17 protein-coding genes and 1 CRISPR repeat array are annotated in these 18,234 nt (G+C 61.5%); all 17 genes read left to right on the top strand.

All coding sequences use genetic code 11. The annotated features are described in order from the left end of the window. Positions 1-370: 370 nt before the first annotated feature. Positions 371-1,534 (top strand): CRISPR system precrRNA processing endoribonuclease RAMP protein Cas6, encoded by a 1,164-nt coding sequence (cas6, locus tag KDG50_14510; protein ID MCB1866627.1) that lies wholly within the window; start codon positions 371-373, stop codon positions 1,532-1,534. Beyond that, positions 1,531-2,736: a TIGR02584 family CRISPR-associated protein gene (locus KDG50_14505; protein ID MCB1866626.1), complete on the top strand. Its 1,206-nt coding sequence runs from the start codon at positions 1,531-1,533 to the stop codon at positions 2,734-2,736. Before cas6 ends, KDG50_14505 begins: the two co-directional genes overlap by 4 nt. Further along, positions 2,733-3,953, top strand: a complete 1,221-nt coding sequence (locus KDG50_14500; protein MCB1866625.1) for a TIGR02221 family CRISPR-associated protein — start codon at positions 2,733-2,735, stop codon at positions 3,951-3,953. Before KDG50_14505 ends, KDG50_14500 begins: the two co-directional genes overlap by 4 nt. A 12-nt stretch (positions 3,954-3,965) precedes the next feature. Next, the gene (gene cmr1 / locus KDG50_14495) at positions 3,966-5,180 is read left to right on the top strand and encodes a type III-B CRISPR module RAMP protein Cmr1 (protein MCB1866624.1); all 1,215 of its coding nucleotides are present in this window, start codon (positions 3,966-3,968) and stop codon (positions 5,178-5,180) included. Next, positions 5,177-7,180 carry a type III-B CRISPR-associated protein Cas10/Cmr2 gene (cas10, locus tag KDG50_14490; GenBank protein ID MCB1866623.1) on the top strand — a complete coding sequence of 668 codons (2,004 nt, stop codon included), beginning with the start codon at positions 5,177-5,179 and terminating at the stop codon, positions 7,178-7,180. Before cmr1 ends, cas10 begins: the two co-directional genes overlap by 4 nt. Further along, on the top strand, positions 7,177-8,325 hold the full coding sequence (locus tag KDG50_14485) for a hypothetical protein (GenBank protein ID MCB1866622.1): 1,149 nt from the start codon (positions 7,177-7,179) through the stop codon (positions 8,323-8,325). Before cas10 ends, KDG50_14485 begins: the two co-directional genes overlap by 4 nt. Further along, positions 8,322-9,200, top strand: a complete 879-nt coding sequence (cmr4, locus tag KDG50_14480) for a type III-B CRISPR module RAMP protein Cmr4 (GenBank protein MCB1866621.1) — start codon at positions 8,322-8,324, stop codon at positions 9,198-9,200. Before KDG50_14485 ends, cmr4 begins: the two co-directional genes overlap by 4 nt. Before the next feature lie 4 nt (positions 9,201-9,204). Beyond that, a complete protein-coding gene (cmr5, locus tag KDG50_14475) occupies positions 9,205-9,633 on the top strand; it encodes a type III-B CRISPR module-associated protein Cmr5 (protein ID MCB1866620.1) in 429 nt (142 codons plus the stop codon). A 1-nt stretch (position 9,634) separates the two neighbouring features. After that, the gene (gene cmr6, locus KDG50_14470; protein ID MCB1866619.1) at positions 9,635-10,831 is read left to right on the top strand and encodes a type III-B CRISPR module RAMP protein Cmr6; all 1,197 of its coding nucleotides are present in this window, start codon (positions 9,635-9,637) and stop codon (positions 10,829-10,831) included. Between the two features lie 21 nt (positions 10,832-10,852). Then, positions 10,853-11,743, top strand: a complete 891-nt coding sequence (locus KDG50_14465) for a hypothetical protein (protein MCB1866618.1) — start codon at positions 10,853-10,855, stop codon at positions 11,741-11,743. Between the two features lie 4 nt (positions 11,744-11,747). Beyond that, positions 11,748-12,065 (top strand): DUF1874 domain-containing protein, encoded by a 318-nt coding sequence (locus KDG50_14460; protein ID MCB1866617.1) that lies wholly within the window; start codon positions 11,748-11,750, stop codon positions 12,063-12,065. Positions 12,066-12,276: 211 nt separating this feature from the next. Beyond that, on the top strand, positions 12,277-13,344 hold the full coding sequence (locus KDG50_14455; GenBank protein MCB1866616.1) for a hypothetical protein: 1,068 nt from the start codon (positions 12,277-12,279) through the stop codon (positions 13,342-13,344). An 81-nt stretch (positions 13,345-13,425) separates the two neighbouring features. Next, positions 13,426-13,965 (top strand): hypothetical protein, encoded by a 540-nt coding sequence (locus KDG50_14450; protein MCB1866615.1) that lies wholly within the window; start codon positions 13,426-13,428, stop codon positions 13,963-13,965. Further along, positions 13,962-14,246 (top strand): CRISPR-associated endonuclease Cas2, encoded by a 285-nt coding sequence (locus KDG50_14445; GenBank protein MCB1866614.1) that lies wholly within the window; start codon positions 13,962-13,964, stop codon positions 14,244-14,246. Before KDG50_14450 ends, KDG50_14445 begins: the two co-directional genes overlap by 4 nt. Before the next feature lies 1 nt (position 14,247). Continuing rightward, complete coding sequence (locus KDG50_14440) at positions 14,248-14,568, top strand: CRISPR-associated endonuclease Cas2 (GenBank protein MCB1866613.1); 321 nt, start codon at positions 14,248-14,250, stop codon at positions 14,566-14,568. A 6-nt stretch (positions 14,569-14,574) separates the two neighbouring features. Next, entirely contained in the window at positions 14,575-15,606 is a 1,032-nt protein-coding gene (gene cas1 / locus KDG50_14435) for a CRISPR-associated endonuclease Cas1 (GenBank protein MCB1866612.1), read from the top strand. Further along, on the top strand, positions 15,599-16,432 hold the full coding sequence (locus KDG50_14430) for a Retron-type reverse transcriptase (GenBank protein ID MCB1866611.1): 834 nt from the start codon (positions 15,599-15,601) through the stop codon (positions 16,430-16,432). The genes cas1 and KDG50_14430 overlap by 8 nt, the downstream gene beginning before the upstream one ends. A gap of 141 nt (positions 16,433-16,573) precedes the next feature. Then, positions 16,574-18,061: direct repeats of the CRISPR family, unit length 36 nt; unit sequence GTTCGAACACTTCCCTGATGAAGAAGGGATTAAGAC. Positions 18,062-18,234: the final 173 nt, after the last annotated feature.

Here is an 18,234-nt window from a genome sequence, read left to right as displayed (position 1 = left end):
ACTCGCCGCGATGCTCCTGTACCATCCGAACCGAACGCTCACGGACCTCAGGTGAATACTGGTTTGACTTCTTCATGGCTCCATTCTCTCAAGAGTTGAAGCCTCCTCAAAACCCGGGGCGGTTCAATTTGCTTGTTCGAGAAGGAGCCGGAAACCCTCCCAATACAGGCCGCCCTCGCCTTCTCAGCGACATGCCCTCTCGCCGCCGCAGCTAGGTGCCCCCCACCCGCATCTAGTGCCTCGGCTTGATCTCCCAGCGTGAAACCCCGATGCTACGGGCGGGCAGACAGAGGGGCGATGGACCACGGCACGCCGGGATGCAGGCTTGCCGTGTGGGACGCATAACCAGAATTGGGGGAAAGTGGCCGGCGTGCCACCGAACATCAGTCCAGCGCGGGAGAATCGCGACCCAACGGCCAGCGGCGGTTTCCAGCCGTCGCGAAGGGACGATTTCGGCCTCACGCTGCCGCTGGGGCACTATCGCGCAGTTTTTTGCGCACTCGACCGCGTTCGATTTTCGGACTACTCGGGCTCGACCTGGCGTGGCGCGTTCGGTCACGCGCTGCGCGCGATCGCCTGCTCGACCGGAGCCCCGCAGTGCGCGGGCTGTCCGCACCTCGCCGCCTGCGCCTACGCGGGCATCTTCGAAACCGGCCCGTCGCCATCCACAGACCGCATGCGCCTCTACAACGAGGTGCCACGCCCGTTCGTGCTTCGCGCGAGCGAGTCGGCGGAATACGCCGCTGGTTCACTGACCGAACTCCAATTCGTGCTCATTGGCAGGGCTAACGATCACCTTGCGCTGATCATTTCCGCCCTGAGCCGAGCCGGTCGGCACGGACTGACCGACCGGCGTGCGCGTCTGGAACTGATCGCTGTCGATCAGCAGACCGACTCCGGATGGCTCGCAGTGCAACGGGCCGATACGCCCCTGCATGCGTTCCCGCTAAAGCCCCAAGTACCACCGCCCTGCCCGACCGATGCCGTCACGCTCGCGTTCGAAACACCATTGCGACTGATTCGCGATGGCCGCCTGGTCACGGCGCAATCCTTCCGTTTTGATGCGCTGTTTTCGACCCTGATCCGCCGCATCTCCATGCTCGGCTACTTCCATGCCGCGCTGGAGTTGGAACTCGATTTTGCCGGACTGGTTGATGCAGCTCGCAAGATCAATCCACTGCACGCTGAACTGCACTGGCGCGAGTGGCAACGGCATTCCAACCGTCAGCGTCGCGCCGTCGACATGAGCGGCCTCCAAGGTCGCGTGGTCTTCAACGGCCCCGATCTGGCGCCATTCTGGCCGTTCCTCTGGCTCGGACAGTGGACGCACGTCGGCAAGGGCGCGGTCATGGGGCTGGGCCGTTATTCGATACAAGCTGCAAGCTTGCGGAATCAGACAGACGTCCGACACCCACCTAAAGTGGCATCCGCAAGGCCGGCGCCGAAGGAAGCCAGTGAGGCGCGAACGGTGCAAGACGGTATGGACGCCGCGGCCTTGCACATCCAGAAGAGCCGCCAACGGAACAGAAAATGAACCGCCAGCCGCACGAATACCAACGCCGCATCCTGCTCATGGTCACCGGCCGAACACCGCAGGTCGTCACCGAGACCATTTACGGCTTGGCCAAATGCCGGAAGCCTCCATTCGTGCCCACAGAGATACACCTGATTTCCACGCGCGACGGCGAACGCGACGCGCGTCTGACACTGCTGTCGGATGACCCAGGTTGGTTTCATCGCCTGCGGCGCGACTGGAAGTTGCCGGCGATCGAATTCGGCGAAGCGAACATCCACGTCATCAAAGACGCCAACGGTGAAAAACTCGACGACATCCGCACCCCGGAAGAAAACGAACGTTGCGCGGATTTCATCACCGCGCTGGTGCGTGAGTTCGCAACCGACGCGAACAGTGCGTTGCATGTCTCGCTCGCCGGTGGGCGCAAGACCATGACCTACTACCTCGGCAACGCGCTGGCCCTGTTCGGACGTGCGCAGGATCGCCTTTCCCACGTGCTCGTCAGCGCGCCGTTCGAGACCCATCGCGATTTCTACTATCCGACGCCCTACAGCCACGTCATCCAGACACAACCGGGCGGTCGACATTACGACGCACGAGATGCCGTGGTCGAACTCGCAGACATTCCGTTCCTTCAGTTGCGTCATATCCACGACCACCCGCTGCTCGACGGCCAGACACGTTTCAGCGATGTCGTGCGCGCGGCAAACCGGGCGTTGGCGCCGCCGCATCTGACCATCGACCTCAAAAACAGCCGCATTCGTGCCGGTGAACAAATCGTCAAACTTGCCCCAGCCTCTCTGGCCCTATTGGTCTTGTTCGCGCGCCGTGTTCTTGACGGCGAACCGCCGATCGAGGCTCCGCCCAAGAAAATAGATGATAAGAAAATCGATGCGAAACTGAAAAATCGTGACCTCGCCAAACGCTATCTTGCCGAATACCGCCGCATTCGCGGAGAGATGGGAGACACCGCCAAAACCGAAAAGGCGTATGTGAAGGGCATAGACGGAGATCAGTTCTCTACCACGCTTAGTCGCCTGCACAAGCGCCTACGCGCCGCGCTGGGGCCGGGCGCAACGCCATACATGATTAGTGATGGGGGCAAGCGCCCGCGTCGCTACCGCCTTGCGCTTGCGGCAAACGCCATCCAGTTTGGCGAAATACCTGCGGAAGGCAAGGCACACCCCGGCGAAACAATCGGACCCGACCACGCCAGATGACAACTCACACCCTAATCAGTTTTCTTGGCAAGGCGCGCCTCGACCCGGCCACCGGTTACCGCAAGGCCCGCTACCGTTTCGATAACGGCGACGAGCACGAGACGCCCTATTTCGGCCTCGCCCTCAAGGACCACCTGCACCCCGACCGCCTCGCCCTATTCGGCACCGCCGGCAGCATGTGGGACGTGCTGCTTGGGCACCTGGCCGAGTCCGACCCTGACGCCGAGCGCGGACTCGCCCTCATCGAAGCCGTGCCCGCCGAGCACGTCACCCAGGCCATGCTCGATGTCGCACGGCCCCTGATCGAACGCGCCCTGGGCTTGCCTTGCGACCTGCGCATCATCGATTACGGTCGCGACGCCACAGGGCAGGGAGCGATCTTGACGGCTATTGCCACTTCCGTGCGCGAGGGCAAGGTCAGCGTTGACCTCACCCATGGCTTTCGCCACCTGGCCGCGCTCGGCCTGCTTTCATCGGTCTTCCTCGAACGCATCCAGCGCCTGGACATCGACGGTCTGTACTACGGCGCCCTGGAAATGACAGAAGCCGGGATCAGCCCCGTCATCCGCCTCGATGGCCTGCTCGCCGTACAACGCTGGATCGACGCCCTAGACCGTTTTGACCAGAACGGCGACTACGCCGTGTTCGCGCTGCTGCTCCAAGCCGATGGCCTGGCGGCCGACAAGGCCCGCTGCCTCGAACGCGCCGCCTATTACGAGCGCACCATGAACCTGAGCGACGCCCGCGCCCAGCTACAAACCTTCCTGCCCAGCCTCGACGCCATCCTTAGCGGGGCCTCCGGCCTCTTTCAAGACGCTTTACGCCAGCGCCTCTCCTGGGCGCGAGGAGGCGGCCTGTTTGAACACCAAGCCCGGCTCGCACGCTTCTATCTGAATACCGGCGACTACCTGCGCGCTGCGATCCTCGCCTTTGAGGTGGTCATCACCCGCGAGTGCGGCACCCGCAACCTCGACCTGCACGATTGGGACCGGGGCCGTGGCCCCGCCAGCGAGATGCTGGAGGCCGAACTGAAGGCCGGATTGCATCGAGACGAGATCCGCGACGCCTACTGGATGCTGAAAAACCTGCGCAACGGATTGGCCCATGGCAACCCAGCGCAGATCGATTACTACCGACGCATCATCGCTGATCCCCAACGCCTGCCGAGGGAGTTGGAAACGGCGATGGAGCGGATGTTGAACACCACGGGGAAATGAAGGAGACCACCCATGCCAGAGACCATCGAAGCAACGTTTGAGATCGTCACGCCCATGTTTCTTGGCGGCGCGAGCAGTATAGAACTCGCCGACGCCATTCGACCGCCCTCGGTGAAGGGGGCTTTGCGATTCTGGTGGCGAGCGTTGCAGTGGAATAACTACTACCAAAAAACCAACCAGGATGAAGCCCTTGCCTTGACACGGCTACATGCGCACGAGGCAAGACTTTTCGGCCATGCGGCTAATGACCGCAACCTATCCCAGGGACAGGCTTGTTTCCTGCTTCGCACGCACATCATCGAGCCACCGAAGGCTGCGGCCTTAGAAAACCCAGGTCCCGGCCAACAATATCTGTTGGGGCAGGGGCTTTATAGGAACGGCTATTTACGCCAGGCCATCCCTGGCGGACGTTTCGCCATCAATCTGCGATTCAAGCGCGCCCTTTCTTCGGAAGACAGGGAGACCATAGCCCGCGCACTGATCTGTTGGGGCCTGCTGGGGGGACTCGGTTCCCGCGCCAGAAGAGGACTGGGGTCGGTTGCCATCCAGAAAATCGACGGTGTCGACACCAAGATCCCCACCAACTCAGACGGACTCAGGGCGTTCATTGGCGCGCTCGATACCCCTGAGCCTCCATATTCCGCCTTCTCCAGTGAGTCACGCATCGAGGTAATAAATACTGGAAACCAGTCTGGCTGGAATGTGCTCGGCCAAGTGGGGCTTGAACTGCTCAAGTACCGTAGTTACGGCGTCGCCAATGCCAGAACTGGCCTGCATGAAACCGCCGGTATCCGAGCGGAACAAAACTTCCCCAACGACCACGACTGGGTGCTAGACGCCGTTGACGGCAACTGTCCGCTTCAAATACCGGAACGGGGAGTATTCGGCTTTCCCCACAACTATTTCTTCAAATCCAAAGTCGACCAACTGAAGGTCAAAGGCTTCGACAATGGCCCGGCGGCAAAACGGGCGAAAGCAGAAATCGCGCCCGTCACGAGCGATCGGACAAGGCGTGCATCTCCGCTGCTGATCCATCTGCACAAGTTCCCGGATGGCCAGACCGCCGCAATACAGAGCCTGCTGCCCGCCAGATTTCTGCCGCCAGGCGATCCAATCAACATCAAGACCCACCAGTTGAATAACCAAAACTGCAATCTGCCGTTCACACCCAACTACCAAGTCATCCACGACTATCTGGACCGTTTCAATGGAGAGCGCGTGCTATGAGCCAGGAACGCTACTTTCATTTCACCCTCGGCCCCGTGCAGGCCTTCGTCTCCCAGGCGCGGCGCACGCGGGATTTCTGGGCCGGATCGTTCCTGTTGTCCTGGCTGTCCGCGGTGGCCATGAAGACCGTGCAGCGCCTCGCCAACGACCCGCAGTGCATCGAGTTTCCTATTCCCGACAGCGAATTCCTTGAGGCCATCGAACATGGTGTCGACAAGAGTAAAGGACCCAAGCAGGGCAATATCCCCAATCGCTTCATGGCGCGTGTGCCTGAGAGCTTCAAGATCGAACAGGCGCGTGAAGTAGAACTAGCTGTGCAGACAGCCTGGAGGGCCCTGGCGGAGGAGGTCTGGAAAATGGATTTTGCCCACCGGCCGAGTGACCGACTCACTGAGACTTTGGACATCTGGAATCGCCAGGTTCCCTCTTTCTGGGACATCCAATGGATCTTCACCAAATCCAAGGCGGACACCGGCGCCCTGGACCGGCGCAAGAACTGGCGCAGCCACGCCCTGCCCGAGGAGGGCGGCGTCAAGTGCGGAATGATGGACGGATGGCAGGAACTGTCTGGGGTGAAAAGACCGAACAAGGAGGTCAGCAAAGTCTTCTGGGAGAACCTAAGGGCGACCGCGCAACACGGCATCCGTTCAGACCTGCGCCCGGAAGAGGAACTTTGCGCAATCGCCTACGTCAAGCGCCGCTTCGTGCGATGTTTCAAGGACTTCACTGTGCCACTGCCAAGCGGTTGGGTTGCCCACGGTTGGGAACTACCACCGGCGCAGCCATCGACATACTACCTGGCCGCCGCTCCATGGCTTGCCCAAGTCATCGAACATGCGGATGCGACCTCAATCACGGAGTTCTACAAGGCCGCTCGCGACCTGAACGTTCAAAGAGGCGAGTGGAGCAACGAGGTCCATTGCGTCAAGGAGGCCCGCAAGAAGCACGGTCATCGATTACCGGCCCTGGAGGACAGCAAGTACTTCGCCTCCCTGGACGGCGCGGTGTTCTTCGAGCACGCGCTGGAAAACGATGATTTGTTTCCATCCCGAGCCAAGGTCCCGGCCGTGCGGGACGCATTGAAGGCTCTGTCCCGCTCGTCCAAGGCCGCGAATCTGGACCCGCCGTCCCCGTTCTACGCTGTGTTGCTCATGGACGGGGACTCCCTTGGCAAGCACATGTCCGACGAGGACAAGCAGCCCATCATCAGCCGCGCCTTGGAGCACTTTACGCGGGACGCCGCTGACGTCGTTTCGGCACAAAGTGGTTTTTTGGTCTACGCCGGCGGTGACGACGTGCTCGCCGTCCTGCCCCTGGAATATGCACTGCCCTGTGCATTAGCCCTGCGCAACGCCTACACGAAGCATTTCGATGAGTCGAGGAAGACCGCGAAGCTCCGAGGCGACACGGACTTTGCGGCCACCCTCTCCGGCGCAATCGAATTCGCCCACGTGAAGATGCCGCTCGGGCGGGTACTGGCCGATGCCCACGATCTGTTGGAAAACGTCGCCAAGGACGCTACGGGGCGAGACGCCATCGCCTGCCGGGTGTGGAAACCTGGCGGTCAGGCCCTGCAATGGTCAATGCCTTGGGAGATCGCGGCGAAATCGGGTCATGTGGAAGTCGTCGAGCTGAGTAAGCGATTCCAGCGGCATAACAGCGATGGCACGCCACTGGCAAACGGATTCTTCTATCGAATCCGCGAGCGGCTAGAACTCTTCAATCCAGGTCCTGCCGATCCAGAGGCCACGCCGGTTCTCTCCGCCGCACAGGCGAAGTCGCTGATGGCGATGGAATACCTGAATTCCGGCCTGGCTGAAAAGGGCCTCGCCAAGAACGTGGCGGAGGATCGCATTGCCCCGTTGCTCGAACAGTGTCGCCCCCATGTGCGCGTGGTCGATGACCATGGCAACGCGCACCCGATAGACAGCCGCCGTCACACCGTAGACGGCGCACTGTTGGTGCGCTTTCTGGCGCAGAAAGGAGTGGAAACCAGATGACAACGCAAACCTGGCGATTCGGGGGCCTGGACACCTGGTTCTTTCGGGAATCTCGCCCCCACGAGAGGATCGGCGGCACCGAACTGGCAAGCATCTTCCCTCCGCCAGCGCGCACGCTGATTGGCGCAATGCGAACCGCCGTCGGCGAAGGGATGGGTGTGGATTGGCATCGGCTCGAAGCAGATGGAGCAGTCCGCGCCATCATCGGCTTTGGTGACGAAGACCTTGGCAGCCTCAACTTCGGCGGCCCATGGGTTCATCACGCGGGAATGCGCTACTACCCGTTGCCCTTGACCATCCTGGTGAAACCTCAACCCAATGCCGGTGCACGAATGGGGCCGAGCTATGAGATGCGGCGTCTGGCCCTCGGACCGGGCAGCCCGTGCGATCTTGGTGAAGATATACGCATGCCCACGCTACCGAAAGGCTGCGACCCTGGCTTCACACCGCTGTCGCCAGCTTGGGTCAACGCTGATGGGCTGCGCCGGATACTCGATGGCGGCACGCCCGAGCAGTCACACCTTCTGGAACTGGACGCCCTGTTCCGTGAGGAACCCCGTCTCGGCATTGCGCGCGATTATGTGCAGCGCACCGCACTTAAATCCCGCCTCTACCAGACCCGTCACCTTCGTCTGGATGCCGATACGGCGCTGGAAATGGATGTAACAGGTATCCCCGACGACGTCACCCCTGTCCCCATGATCAAACTTGGCGGAGAAGGGCGACTCGCGACGATCAAGATCGATCCGATCCACCCACCGCCACCCGATCTACCGGAATTCCAACCCGGCGATGGTGTGTTGATCTACCTGCTCACCCCCGCCGACTTTGGCGCTACCACACCTACCCAGCCCTTCGGCACCCTCCCCACCAACGTGTTGGCGATGGGATTGACCCAGCAAGGCGCCGTCATCGGCAAGGCCCATCGCGAGGGTGGTTGGGACCTCGCGCAAAACTGCCCGCGCCCGATGCGGAGCCTCATCCCTGCGGGCAGTGCTTGGTATTGCAGCGTCAATGGCGATCCCGCTGCCGTAGCCAAGGCACTGAATGACATCGCCATCGGCAATGACACCAAACTGGGGCGCGGCCAGATCGCCGTCGGTCGCTGGCCCGCCAACGAAAACGTCGTGGAGAACCCGAAATGAGCCTGACCAATCAAGCCAGCGCCATCCTTGGCCTGTACGCCCAAACTTCGATCCACGCCGGCACCGGTCAAAACACGGGTGCCGTGGACCTACCGATTCAGCGCGAAGCCCATACCGGATGGCCCTGCGTGTTCGGGTCGGGGCTAAAAGGCGCCTTGCGCACCGACGCGGAGGGCCGCGGCCTGCCGACAGACGCCATCATCCGTATCTACGGTCCAGACACCAACAAGGCCTCTGACCACGCTGGCGCCATCGCCGTCACCGATGCCCGATTGCTTCTTCTTCCAGTGCGCTCGCTGACCAGCCATTTCAAATGGGTGACCTGCCCAGCGATCCTGAAACGACTGCAACAGGATCTGGCGAGGCTGGGAAAATTCAGCTGGGCCACGTTTACGTTCCCGCCTGAACCCGGTGATGACGAGGCCGTGGTCGCGCAGGGCAACAACGCCCTCTACCTTGAGGAGTACCGCTACACCGAGCGGGCGGAGGACCTGACGGGCTTGATCGATTGCCTCAAGCACCTCATCGCGGCAGATGTTGGGGATGCTCTACAAGATCAACTGACGCTCGTCAGTAACGACCAGTTCGCCCATCTCTGCCAATCAGCGACCCCGATCAATGCCCATGTGCGCCTGCACAGCGACACCAAGACGGTCGCCAAAGGACAACTCTGGTATGAGGAAACCCTGCCCCCGGAGACTGTTCTGTATGCCGGCATCGTCGCCAGTAAGGCGCGCAAGAAGGACGACACGACGGCCGCCAAAGACATCCTGGACGCCGTCATGAAACAAGGACCCCATATACAGGTCGGTGGCAACGAGACTGTCGGCATGGGCTGGTGCGCCGCCCAGTGGATCGCATCCGAGGAGGCATAACGCCATGCAAACCATCCAGCAACACCGCGCACGCTTTGCCTTGGAGCGCGTCGAGCACGCAAGCACCAACCTTCAGGCCGAAAAGCTCGCAGCATTCAAGGCACGCGCCGCGGAACTTCCAGCCATGATCCAGATGAACGGCCTGGGGCAAGCCGCCGCCTTCTACCGCATGAAAGGGGAAAAGCATGCCCATCGGGATTTGTACAACGTTCTCAGCGGCTGGCTGTGCCGAGCTCCTGGAGCGCACACCCCGGAGGGCGGCATTTTCCACGCGCACGGTGACCTCATCGCGGGCATCACTCATTCGGAACAGGGGGATTATCGCGTAGCTCAGGCCGAGGCCCTGGCGCTAATGGAGTGGGTGAAGCGTTTTGCCAAGGCCTTTATTGCCGACCAGCCGGCGGCGCACACCGCGCCGCCCGAGGAAGACTGACATGCTGCCCTTGTATCAACAGGACCAACACGTGTTTCCAAACAACAGGCCGCCCATCGGCGCCCATCGCGGCCTGTGGTTTGAACGCTTTTTCAACCGCTACTCTGACGATGCCACCGGACTGGAGAGTGATCAGGCCAAACAAGAATGGATACAAACTGTGCAGGGCACGGTCGGCAACCGCAGAGACTTGCTACGCCACGCCCACCAAGTCATCGCCCTCGCCAAGACGTGCCAGGGTGGCTATGGCCAGTTCAAAAACGATTGGCACTTCGCGACTGGCCTTGGCCTACCGCACCCGGTAGAAAACGGCTTTGCGTGGCACCCCGTCCTGTCCGTTCCGTACCTGCCGGGCGCGGCGGTGAAAGGGCTGGTGCGCGCCTACTTCGAGCAGTGGACCGATTTACCGGAAACACTGATCAAAACTAGGCTGAGAACGTGGTTCGGGTCCGAGTCGAAGAACGCCAAAATCATGGAGGCGGGTTGGTACGTTTTCTTCGACGCTATCCCTACTGACCGACCGAAGCTAATCGCCGATGTCATGACCCCGCACATGGGAAAATGGTACGAGTCCGGCGCCGTTAATCCCGGCGGACCCGACAACACCCCCGCCGATTGGCACGACCCCGTTCCGGTGCCGTTCTTAGCGGTCAGGGACCTGACACTGCTGTTTGCGGTTGGTGTGCGGCCCAAACTCCCGAAAGACATTGCCCTACAAGCTAGAGAAGAACTCAACGAGCTGTGGGAGGCGCTTGCTAACGCCCTGGATTGGTTGGGCGCTGGTGCCAAGACAGCAGTGGGATACGGTCGTATGGTTAGGGGAGCAACGCCGGATCGAGCCACCCTTGAAAAGGGATTCGGCACCTACTCCAAGGAGCTTCGGTCCACGCTGGATGGCCTCGCTCAGCAGAGAGAAAAACTCGGCAAACTGGATAGTCAGGATCCGATCGAGCAATCCATGGAGGCGGCGATTGCAGCGGAACCCAATAAACAGCAGGCAGCGACAGTCACCTTGATAAAGGCGGTTGAAGCAGGGCTCTGGGCGGGAGATGAGCGTACCGAGGTGATCCGCCGAATCAAGGCACGGATGGAGTCGAGCAAGGAGTGGAAACCGATATCCGGAGCGAAGAACCCCGATCGTGATGCGGCTCACCAGCGCACACTGAAAGTGGATAACTGGCTCGCGGAACAAAGCTAAACTGCGCGCTGGAGCGTAAGCATGAAAGGCCGCAAGAATCTCCGCCTGTTTACCCTTCTCCTCGTTCCGTTGGCCGTGGTCCCGGTATTCGCTGGCTGGGTCGGCGACATCCTCAAGGACTGGTTCGCCGATGCCGAACTGTCATCAGCGGACCCGTGGCTGTTCGGAGTTGGGCTTGTCGGCGTGCTTTTGCTCGCCGTGGTGATTCTGGCCACGGGGCGCAAGCTGCTTGGCATTGAAGACATCCAGGAAAGCGACAACGTGGCGCCACATCGGGTCCTTGTGGCGCTGCTGTCGCCCTGTGAGAACCTCCACCCACCATCTGAGGGCGAGGACGCCTCTGCCTGGCGCGTCGTTAATCCGCACCGTCCGGATCACACGGCATCGCTATCCGGGCTCACCCTTGAACAAGTGATCGACCCGAAATTTCGATTTGTGAACGGAAACAAGCTGCCGCTATGGAACTGGCAGCAGACCCTGCGCGCCGCGCATCACCATGACGATGCACTTGAGCAGCTCGTGCTGATCGGCTCCGAGGGCGGCTCTGGGACCACCGCACAGTTGAGCCTTGCGGAAAAGTTTTTCTCTCACTACTTTCCAGGCAAGGTTCAGATCAAGGGCAAACCCAAGGTGGTCGGAGGCGACTACGATACGCACTGGCAGGCTGATTTCGAAAAACTCGATGACCTCCGGCGTCTGCTCAAACGCACACTCAAGGACCTCAACAGGGGGGGATACACGGATGACGACATCATCATCGACTGCACCGGGGGCCAGAAGATCGCCAGCATCGCTTGTGCATTGGTCACGCTAGACCGCCCCGATCTGATGTTTCAGTACGTTGGCACCGGCCAGCATCGCATTGGCCGCATCCTTGGCTTCAATGCCGTCACCGAATCCCGGGCGGGATGATTCCGTGATCTACCTGCTCAACAGCCCGGTACTGACGGGTTACGGCGAATTTCGATTCACCGGTCCGCTGACACGCCAGCAGGCGCGGTCGAAGATTGCACCGGGTTTCATTTCGGCCATCGGCCACGAAACGACCGCGACTCTGCTTACTGAATTGCTCGGTGTACCGGTAACCACCAATCGCGTGCGTGTGGAACTGCGGCCCGGCGATGCGGCGCTGGTTCTGCGGTTGAAAGAACGCCTCGCGGAAGGGGCCAGCTTGTCGGCCGAAGAGATTGCCAACGTGGATCACGAACTCGGCTGGCTGGAGCGCGTGTCCTGATCCCGGCAAATACGGCGTACGGCCACGTCCATGATGAAGAAGGGAGGTAGGGTGCGTACCACGCACCGTCATGGGCGTTCATGCGCTGCAAGCAGCGCCCATGTGCGCGATCTGACTGGATAGGGAAAGCCCTGCAAGCCTGCGAGAACTGACAGCCCGCGGGTGAGCCCTCAGGCTGCATGCCAGTCCACTGCATGCAGAGGCCGTCCCGATGGACCGCATCTTTTACATTACCACCCGCGCCGCGCTCATTTTTGTCGGCGTTGCCCTGTTCGGCGTCTCGCTGTTCTTCGAGAGCCACGTCCTTGCGCGCATCTCGGGTGTGGCCGTGATGGGCATGAGCATCGCCGCCACGCTGGAGATCGGCAAGGCGGCAGCGATCATCTGGCACCGCTTTCTGGTGGCATCCGCGGCGCCCCAATACGACCGGCGTTCGCGGCTGATCTCGGGCGGATTTCGCGCCGGCCTGCTGGTGTTGTCCATCCTGTGTTCAGTGCTCTACCTCGGCACACAGCTGGACCGCCCCGGACTCGAAGCGCAGCGCAAGGCCGATCTGGAAGCCGCTGAACAGGCGGACCGCGATGCTCGCGGCACGTTTGCCCGCCGGCAGTCCGAAGCACGCGACGCACTCACGCGCACCCAGGCCGAGGAACGCCAGCGCACGGCGCAGACGCACGCCGGTCGTGTCGCCGAGTTCGAGGCGGCACTGACCGCCGAGATGGACAACGTCCAGAACGGCAGCTTCGTCGGCAGCCGCTATCGCACGTTCGAATCGCGGCTGGAACGTGCGCGTGCCGACGAGACCACGGCACTGGAAGCGCTGGCAGAGCGCCACGCCGGCCTGCGCGCGCAGCTTGATGCTCGCCAGCAGCGGGAAGCCGAGGAGTTCCTGCACGCACGCTCGCGGGCACACGAACAGGCGCTGGCCGCGGTGCTGGCCAACGACTACGCGAACGATCCACGCGTGAACGACCGCATGGTGACGAGCTTTCTCACCCTGGTGGCGGAAAGTGGCGGACCGAGGCTCAGCACCTATGGCTTCGTGCTGCTGTTCGCGCTGTTGCTGAGCCTGCTGATTGAAGCCGGCATCCTGCTCGCATTCGAGTTGGTCACGGTGCTGCTGTTGCCGCTGATGCTGTCGCGTTACCGGGCCGAGATCGCCGCCGCCGAACGTCACGTGCGCTTCGAGGCCGAGCGCGAAGCGGATATCGATACCCATCTGCATGACATCGACCGCGTACAGCGCGCGCGGCGCGGGCTTGACGATCTGGCGGCCTGATCGCTTGCAGGCTTGCCATAAAACCCTTTCACGCGCCGTTGCCTCAAGCTGGACACCCGTCCACTAACAAGGAGCACGAACATGAACGATCAGACCGTACACCCCGCCATCGACCAGATGTCCGGCGAGGCCGAGAACCGCCAGAAGCAGAACCAGTCCATCGTTGGCGGCGCCTTGCAGCGCTACCAGCAGCATGGGCCGTTGGTGGCCCTGCTCAATCGCAAGGAACACGGCATCGTGCGCAACAGTCTCGTACAGGAACTGCAGCAGGGCTTCGAGTACCGCCGCCAGTCCCTGCAGATGGTGCTCGACACGCGCTTACAGTCCATGGAGGAGATGTGCAACCAGGTGCTCGTCACCGGCAAGGCGCGTCTGCGTCAGCAGCGCAGCCGGTTCTTCGCCGAAGAGTTGTTCAACGTGCAACAGGCGATGAACGCCATCGCGGTGCGTTTCAACGACGAAGTGGGCAACGCGCTGGAGGCCCTCAAACGCATCGAGCATGAACGGCTGCGCGCGCGTGAAGAGGAACGCATCTTCCATGCCTACGAGCTGTTCCACGACACCATCGACAAGCTCACGACGAACTTCGCCAACATCATCAACGAGAGCGTCACGCGGTGAGCGATGCGCGGCCGGTCGTCGTCGCCACCGACATTGCCGCCGCCCGCGCCCGGCGCGCGGTGCGGCGCATCGTCTCGGAATGGCGGCTCGACGGTCAGAAATCCGTGCACCACTGCCGGCTGACGCCGAACGCGGCCGAAGACCTGTTCGTGCAGATCGCCGAGCGGCTCGACACACGCACCGACCGCCTGCTGCTGGTCTGGGTCGACACGCGCCGCCCACTGGCGCTGCGCGGCCGTGCGCAGGCAGGCGACGACGGGCGTCTGAACTGGCTGCGTTGAGATGGATCGGCCCGGCTGGTTTCTGATCGCCTACGACATAGCCGACCCGCGGCGGCTCGCCCGTGCGCACCGCGTGCTCACGCGCCACGCGCTGGCCCTGCAGCACTCGGTGTTCCTGTACCAGTCGACCGGCCCCCGGCTGGCCGAAGTGCTGGACGAACTGGGCGAAATAATCGACCCGCGGCGAGACGATCTGCGCGCGTGGCCGATCGCCGACCCTGCCGAGATCTGGTTCGCGGGTGCAGCCCCGCTGACCACGCCGACGGCACCGAAAGTCGTCAGCCGGTTGCGCCGGTTTGCGCAGCGCGTGTTGTTTGGTTGATCCGTGATGACGACCGCCCTGACCCTGGTCGTGGATCGGCGCGACGCCCGCGTCTCCATCGAGGGCCGCGCCCTGCGCATCGAGCGCGATGGCGAAGCCTTGCGTCGAGTTCCGCTTGGCCTGCTCGATCTGTTTGTCGTGCACGGCTCACCCTGGGTGCGTGCCGACGTGTGGCGCGCACTCGCCGAACGCGGAATTCCCGCCGTGGTGCAGTCCGCCCGCGGATCGGCAACGGCCTGGGTCGGCGCGGCGATCGGGCACTCCGTGGTTCAGCGCACCATTCAGCACCGCGCGGCCGACGACGAGGGCCGGCGCACGGATATCGCGCGCTGGCTGGTCGACGGCAAGCTGGCTTCGCTTGGCGATCTGAGTCTTGACGGCACGCGCCTGGCGCCAGATTTCGTGCGGCAACTCGAGACCGCCCGCGCATCGCTCACCCAGGCCGGCGACACGAACACATTGATGGGCATCGAGGGTGCCGCCGCCGCGCGCTGGTGGGCGTACCTCGCCGATCGACTACCTCCGGAGTGGAAATTTTCCGGCCGCAACCGGCGCCCGCCGCGCGATCCGCTCAACTCGCTGCTTTCGCTCGGTTACACGCTGCTGGGTGCAGAGATGCTCGCCGCCGTGCAGCGCCGCGGGCTCGACCCGGCGCTGGGCTTTCTGCATGGCGTGGTGCCGGGTCGCGACTCATTGGTACTCGATCTCATCGAACCCCTGCGGCCCGGCGTCGATGCATTCGCCCTCGGACTGCTGGAAGGAAAATTGCAGCCGGCGGATTTTTCGACGTCCACGTCCGAGGGTTGTCGGTTACGTAAACAGATGCGTGGGGTGTTCTATGCGGCATGGGCCGATGCGCGCGCGCACTGGACGTGGCCGCCCCGACTCGCCGGTGTGGCGGGCGATTCAACCGAAGACCACTCGCTGCCCGCCTGGTGCAACCGCGTCGTCGCCGCGCTGGTCGCCAGGCTTGGGCAACTCGAATCGGGCCGGGATGACGTGCCCCGCCCCATCCCTGGAGCGCCGGACGGTGGGTGAACTGTTCGAGCGCATGCTCAGTCCCGTCACCGTCAACCGCGCATGGCGCACGCTGCGCGGCGACCGCGCACTGTGGACCACCGGCGTACCGCGTGCGGATATCGAGCGCGACGTACTCATGCACGTGCTGCGGCTGCTCGACGAAGTACGCGCCGGACATTACCGCCCCGAATCGCTGCGCCGCTTTACGGTCAAAAAAGGTGACGGCGGCCAGCGTGTGCTGAGCGCGCTCGTGCTGCGCGACAAACTCTTGCAGAAGGCCGCGCAGATCGTGCTCGATCCGATCGGCGAATCGCTGTTCCATCCCGACAGCCACGGTTACCGTCGCGGCCGTGGCGTGGACAGCGCACACGCGCGCGCCGCCGAACGTGTGCGCAGCGGGCTTGGCTGGCTGGTGGATGCGGATATCCGCAGCTTTTTTGATCGCATTCCGCACAACCGGCTGCTGCGCGAGCTGCGCCGTCACGTACCCGATGCCGAACTGCGCGCGCTGATCGGTCGTTGGCTCGAGGCCGGCAGCGCACACGCAAGCGTGTTCGGTCCGCGTCGTGGCATCGCGCAGGGCGGGGTCATTTCACCATTCCTGTGCAACCTCTACCTGCATTCGCTCGACACCGCATGGCAGGCGCGAAACCTGCCGTTCGTGCGCTACGCAGATGACTTTCTGCTGTTTACGCCGGACCGCACCACCGCCGAAAAGGCCCTGGCCTGGACCGCGACGGCCCTGAAAAAGCTCGGCCTCGAACTGCATCCGGACAAGACCCGCGTCACCCGCAGCGGCCCGCATGTCGTGTTCCTTGGCAGATCCATGCCGCGCGCGCCGTGACCGGCGGCAAAACCGCAATGCTGTGCTATATTTCGGCATGTTCCACCTGCCCCGCATGCAGCTAACTCGCCCGCACCCGAATGGTGCGCCGGAGAGGCCTCCTAACCGGCTGATCCGGTTCAGGAATTCCGGACGGGGTGGGTTCGAACACTTCCCTGATGAAGAAGGGATTAAGACCAACTTTCAGACCACCCCCCGACCCGGCCGAGTTCGAACACTTCCCTGATGAAGAAGGGATTAAGACTTGGTGTGACCTCTCCTTATCAGGATCTTGGCATGTTCGAACACTTCCCTGATGAAGAAGGGATTAAGACCCTACCCTAGTGGATCTCCTCGCAGTACACAATCGTTCGAACACTTCCCTGATGAAGAAGGGATTAAGACGCCTTCACCTTGCGATAGACCCACATGCCGTCGTTCGAACACTTCCCTGATGAAGAAGGGATTAAGACGGCCAAGGATGAACGCCTCGATATCCGGGTGGTTCGAACACTTCCCTGATGAAGAAGGGATTAAGACTGTCAGCCGCGTGGATCAGCAGCGCGCGCGCTTGGGTTCGAACACTTCCCTGATGAAGAAGGGATTAAGACTCCTTTAAGTGAAGCCATTGTTTTGCTGTGGCGTTCGAACACTTCCCTGATGAAGAAGGGATTAAGACGCAGCAGTGCGCGCGCTTGGTTCTGTGTCAGTTGTTCGAACACTTCCCTGATGAAGAAGGGATTAAGACCCATGCATAGGCGGCGCTGCCCGTAATGACACGAGTTCGAACACTTCCCTGATGAAGAAGGGATTAAGACAGATCGCGAAGGGTGATGATACCCGCGCGCTCCAGTTCGAACACTTCCCTGATGAAGAAGGGATTAAGACCTCTTGCCTTCCTGTTGTTACAGATTTGCAGTGGCGTTCGAACACTTCCCTGATGAAGAAGGGATTAAGACAAATCGCCTCCGCGGTATCCGTTGCCCGGATGTTCGAACACTTCCCTGATGAAGAAGGGATTAAGACCTGTGGCCGAGCACCACCTTGCTGATCGCGGCGTGTTCGAACACTTCCCTGATGAAGAAGGGATTAAGACCTGAACATCAGTTCACCTGGTAGATATTTTCTAGTTCGAACACTTCCCTGATGAAGAAGGGATTAAGACTGGGGTTCCTGGTCGGTGTAATTAAACGCCAAAGTTCGAACACTTCCCTGATGAAGAAGGGATTAAGACCACGGGCGTTCTTGCTACCCGCAAGTGCAAGGAGGTTCGAACACTTCCCTGATGAAGAAGGGATTAAGACTTGATAGGATAGGACGAGTTGAGCTCCACTCAACGTTCGAACACTTCCCTGATGAAGAAGGGATTAAGACCCGAGGCTCGACACCTCATCCTCGATCGCCTGTTCGAACACTTCCCTGATGAAGAAGGGATTAAGACGTCAGGTCAGTCGATGACTTCCAGCTCAGATGGGTTCGAACACTTCCCTGATGAAGAAGGGATTAAGACGCGCACAGGCGTTCGATCGAGACGAATGCGAGATGTTCGAACACTTCCCTGATGAAGAAGGGATTAAGACCCCAATCAGGCCCTCGGCCCGATACGGTTGACCGGTTCGAACACTTCCCTGATGAAGAAGGGATTAAGACGTCCTGTTGCTGGCCGGTTGCACGGACGCTGAGGTGTTCGAACTCTTTGAACCGCCCCGGGTTTTGAGGAGGCTTCAACTCTTGAGAGAATGGAGCCATGAAGAAGTCAAACCAGTATTCACCTGAGGTCCGTGAGCGTTCGGTTCGGATGGTACAGGAGCATCGCGGCGAGT

The organism is Chromatiales bacterium (genome assembly GCA_020445605.1).
GTDB lineage: Bacteria > Pseudomonadota > Gammaproteobacteria > JAGRGH01 > JAGRGH01 > JAGRGH01.
Note: the sequence above shows the minus strand (reverse complement) of the source record. Positions and strands in the feature narration are given on the sequence as shown.

What these genes read in the sequence shown, in the direction of transcription:
- KDG50_14505 (MCB1866626.1), top strand. Translation starts at nt 1,531, where the DNA reads ATGAACCGCCAGCCGCACGAATACCAACGCCGCATCCTGCTCATGGTC.
- KDG50_14500 (MCB1866625.1), top strand. Translation starts at nt 2,733, where the DNA reads ATGACAACTCACACCCTAATCAGTTTTCTTGGCAAGGCGCGCCTCGAC.
- cmr1 (MCB1866624.1), top strand. Translation starts at nt 3,966, where the DNA reads ATGCCAGAGACCATCGAAGCAACGTTTGAGATCGTCACGCCCATGTTT.
- cas10 (MCB1866623.1), top strand. Translation starts at nt 5,177, where the DNA reads ATGAGCCAGGAACGCTACTTTCATTTCACCCTCGGCCCCGTGCAGGCC.
- KDG50_14485 (MCB1866622.1), top strand. Translation starts at nt 7,177, where the DNA reads ATGACAACGCAAACCTGGCGATTCGGGGGCCTGGACACCTGGTTCTTT.
- cmr4 (MCB1866621.1), top strand. Translation starts at nt 8,322, where the DNA reads ATGAGCCTGACCAATCAAGCCAGCGCCATCCTTGGCCTGTACGCCCAA.
- cmr5 (MCB1866620.1), top strand. Translation starts at nt 9,205, where the DNA reads ATGCAAACCATCCAGCAACACCGCGCACGCTTTGCCTTGGAGCGCGTC.
- cmr6 (MCB1866619.1), top strand. Translation starts at nt 9,635, where the DNA reads ATGCTGCCCTTGTATCAACAGGACCAACACGTGTTTCCAAACAACAGG.
- KDG50_14465 (MCB1866618.1), top strand. Translation starts at nt 10,853, where the DNA reads ATGAAAGGCCGCAAGAATCTCCGCCTGTTTACCCTTCTCCTCGTTCCG.
- KDG50_14455 (MCB1866616.1), top strand. Translation starts at nt 12,277, where the DNA reads ATGGACCGCATCTTTTACATTACCACCCGCGCCGCGCTCATTTTTGTC.
- KDG50_14450 (MCB1866615.1), top strand. Translation starts at nt 13,426, where the DNA reads ATGAACGATCAGACCGTACACCCCGCCATCGACCAGATGTCCGGCGAG.
- KDG50_14440 (MCB1866613.1), top strand. Translation starts at nt 14,248, where the DNA reads ATGGATCGGCCCGGCTGGTTTCTGATCGCCTACGACATAGCCGACCCG.
- cas1 (MCB1866612.1), top strand. Translation starts at nt 14,575, where the DNA reads ATGACGACCGCCCTGACCCTGGTCGTGGATCGGCGCGACGCCCGCGTC.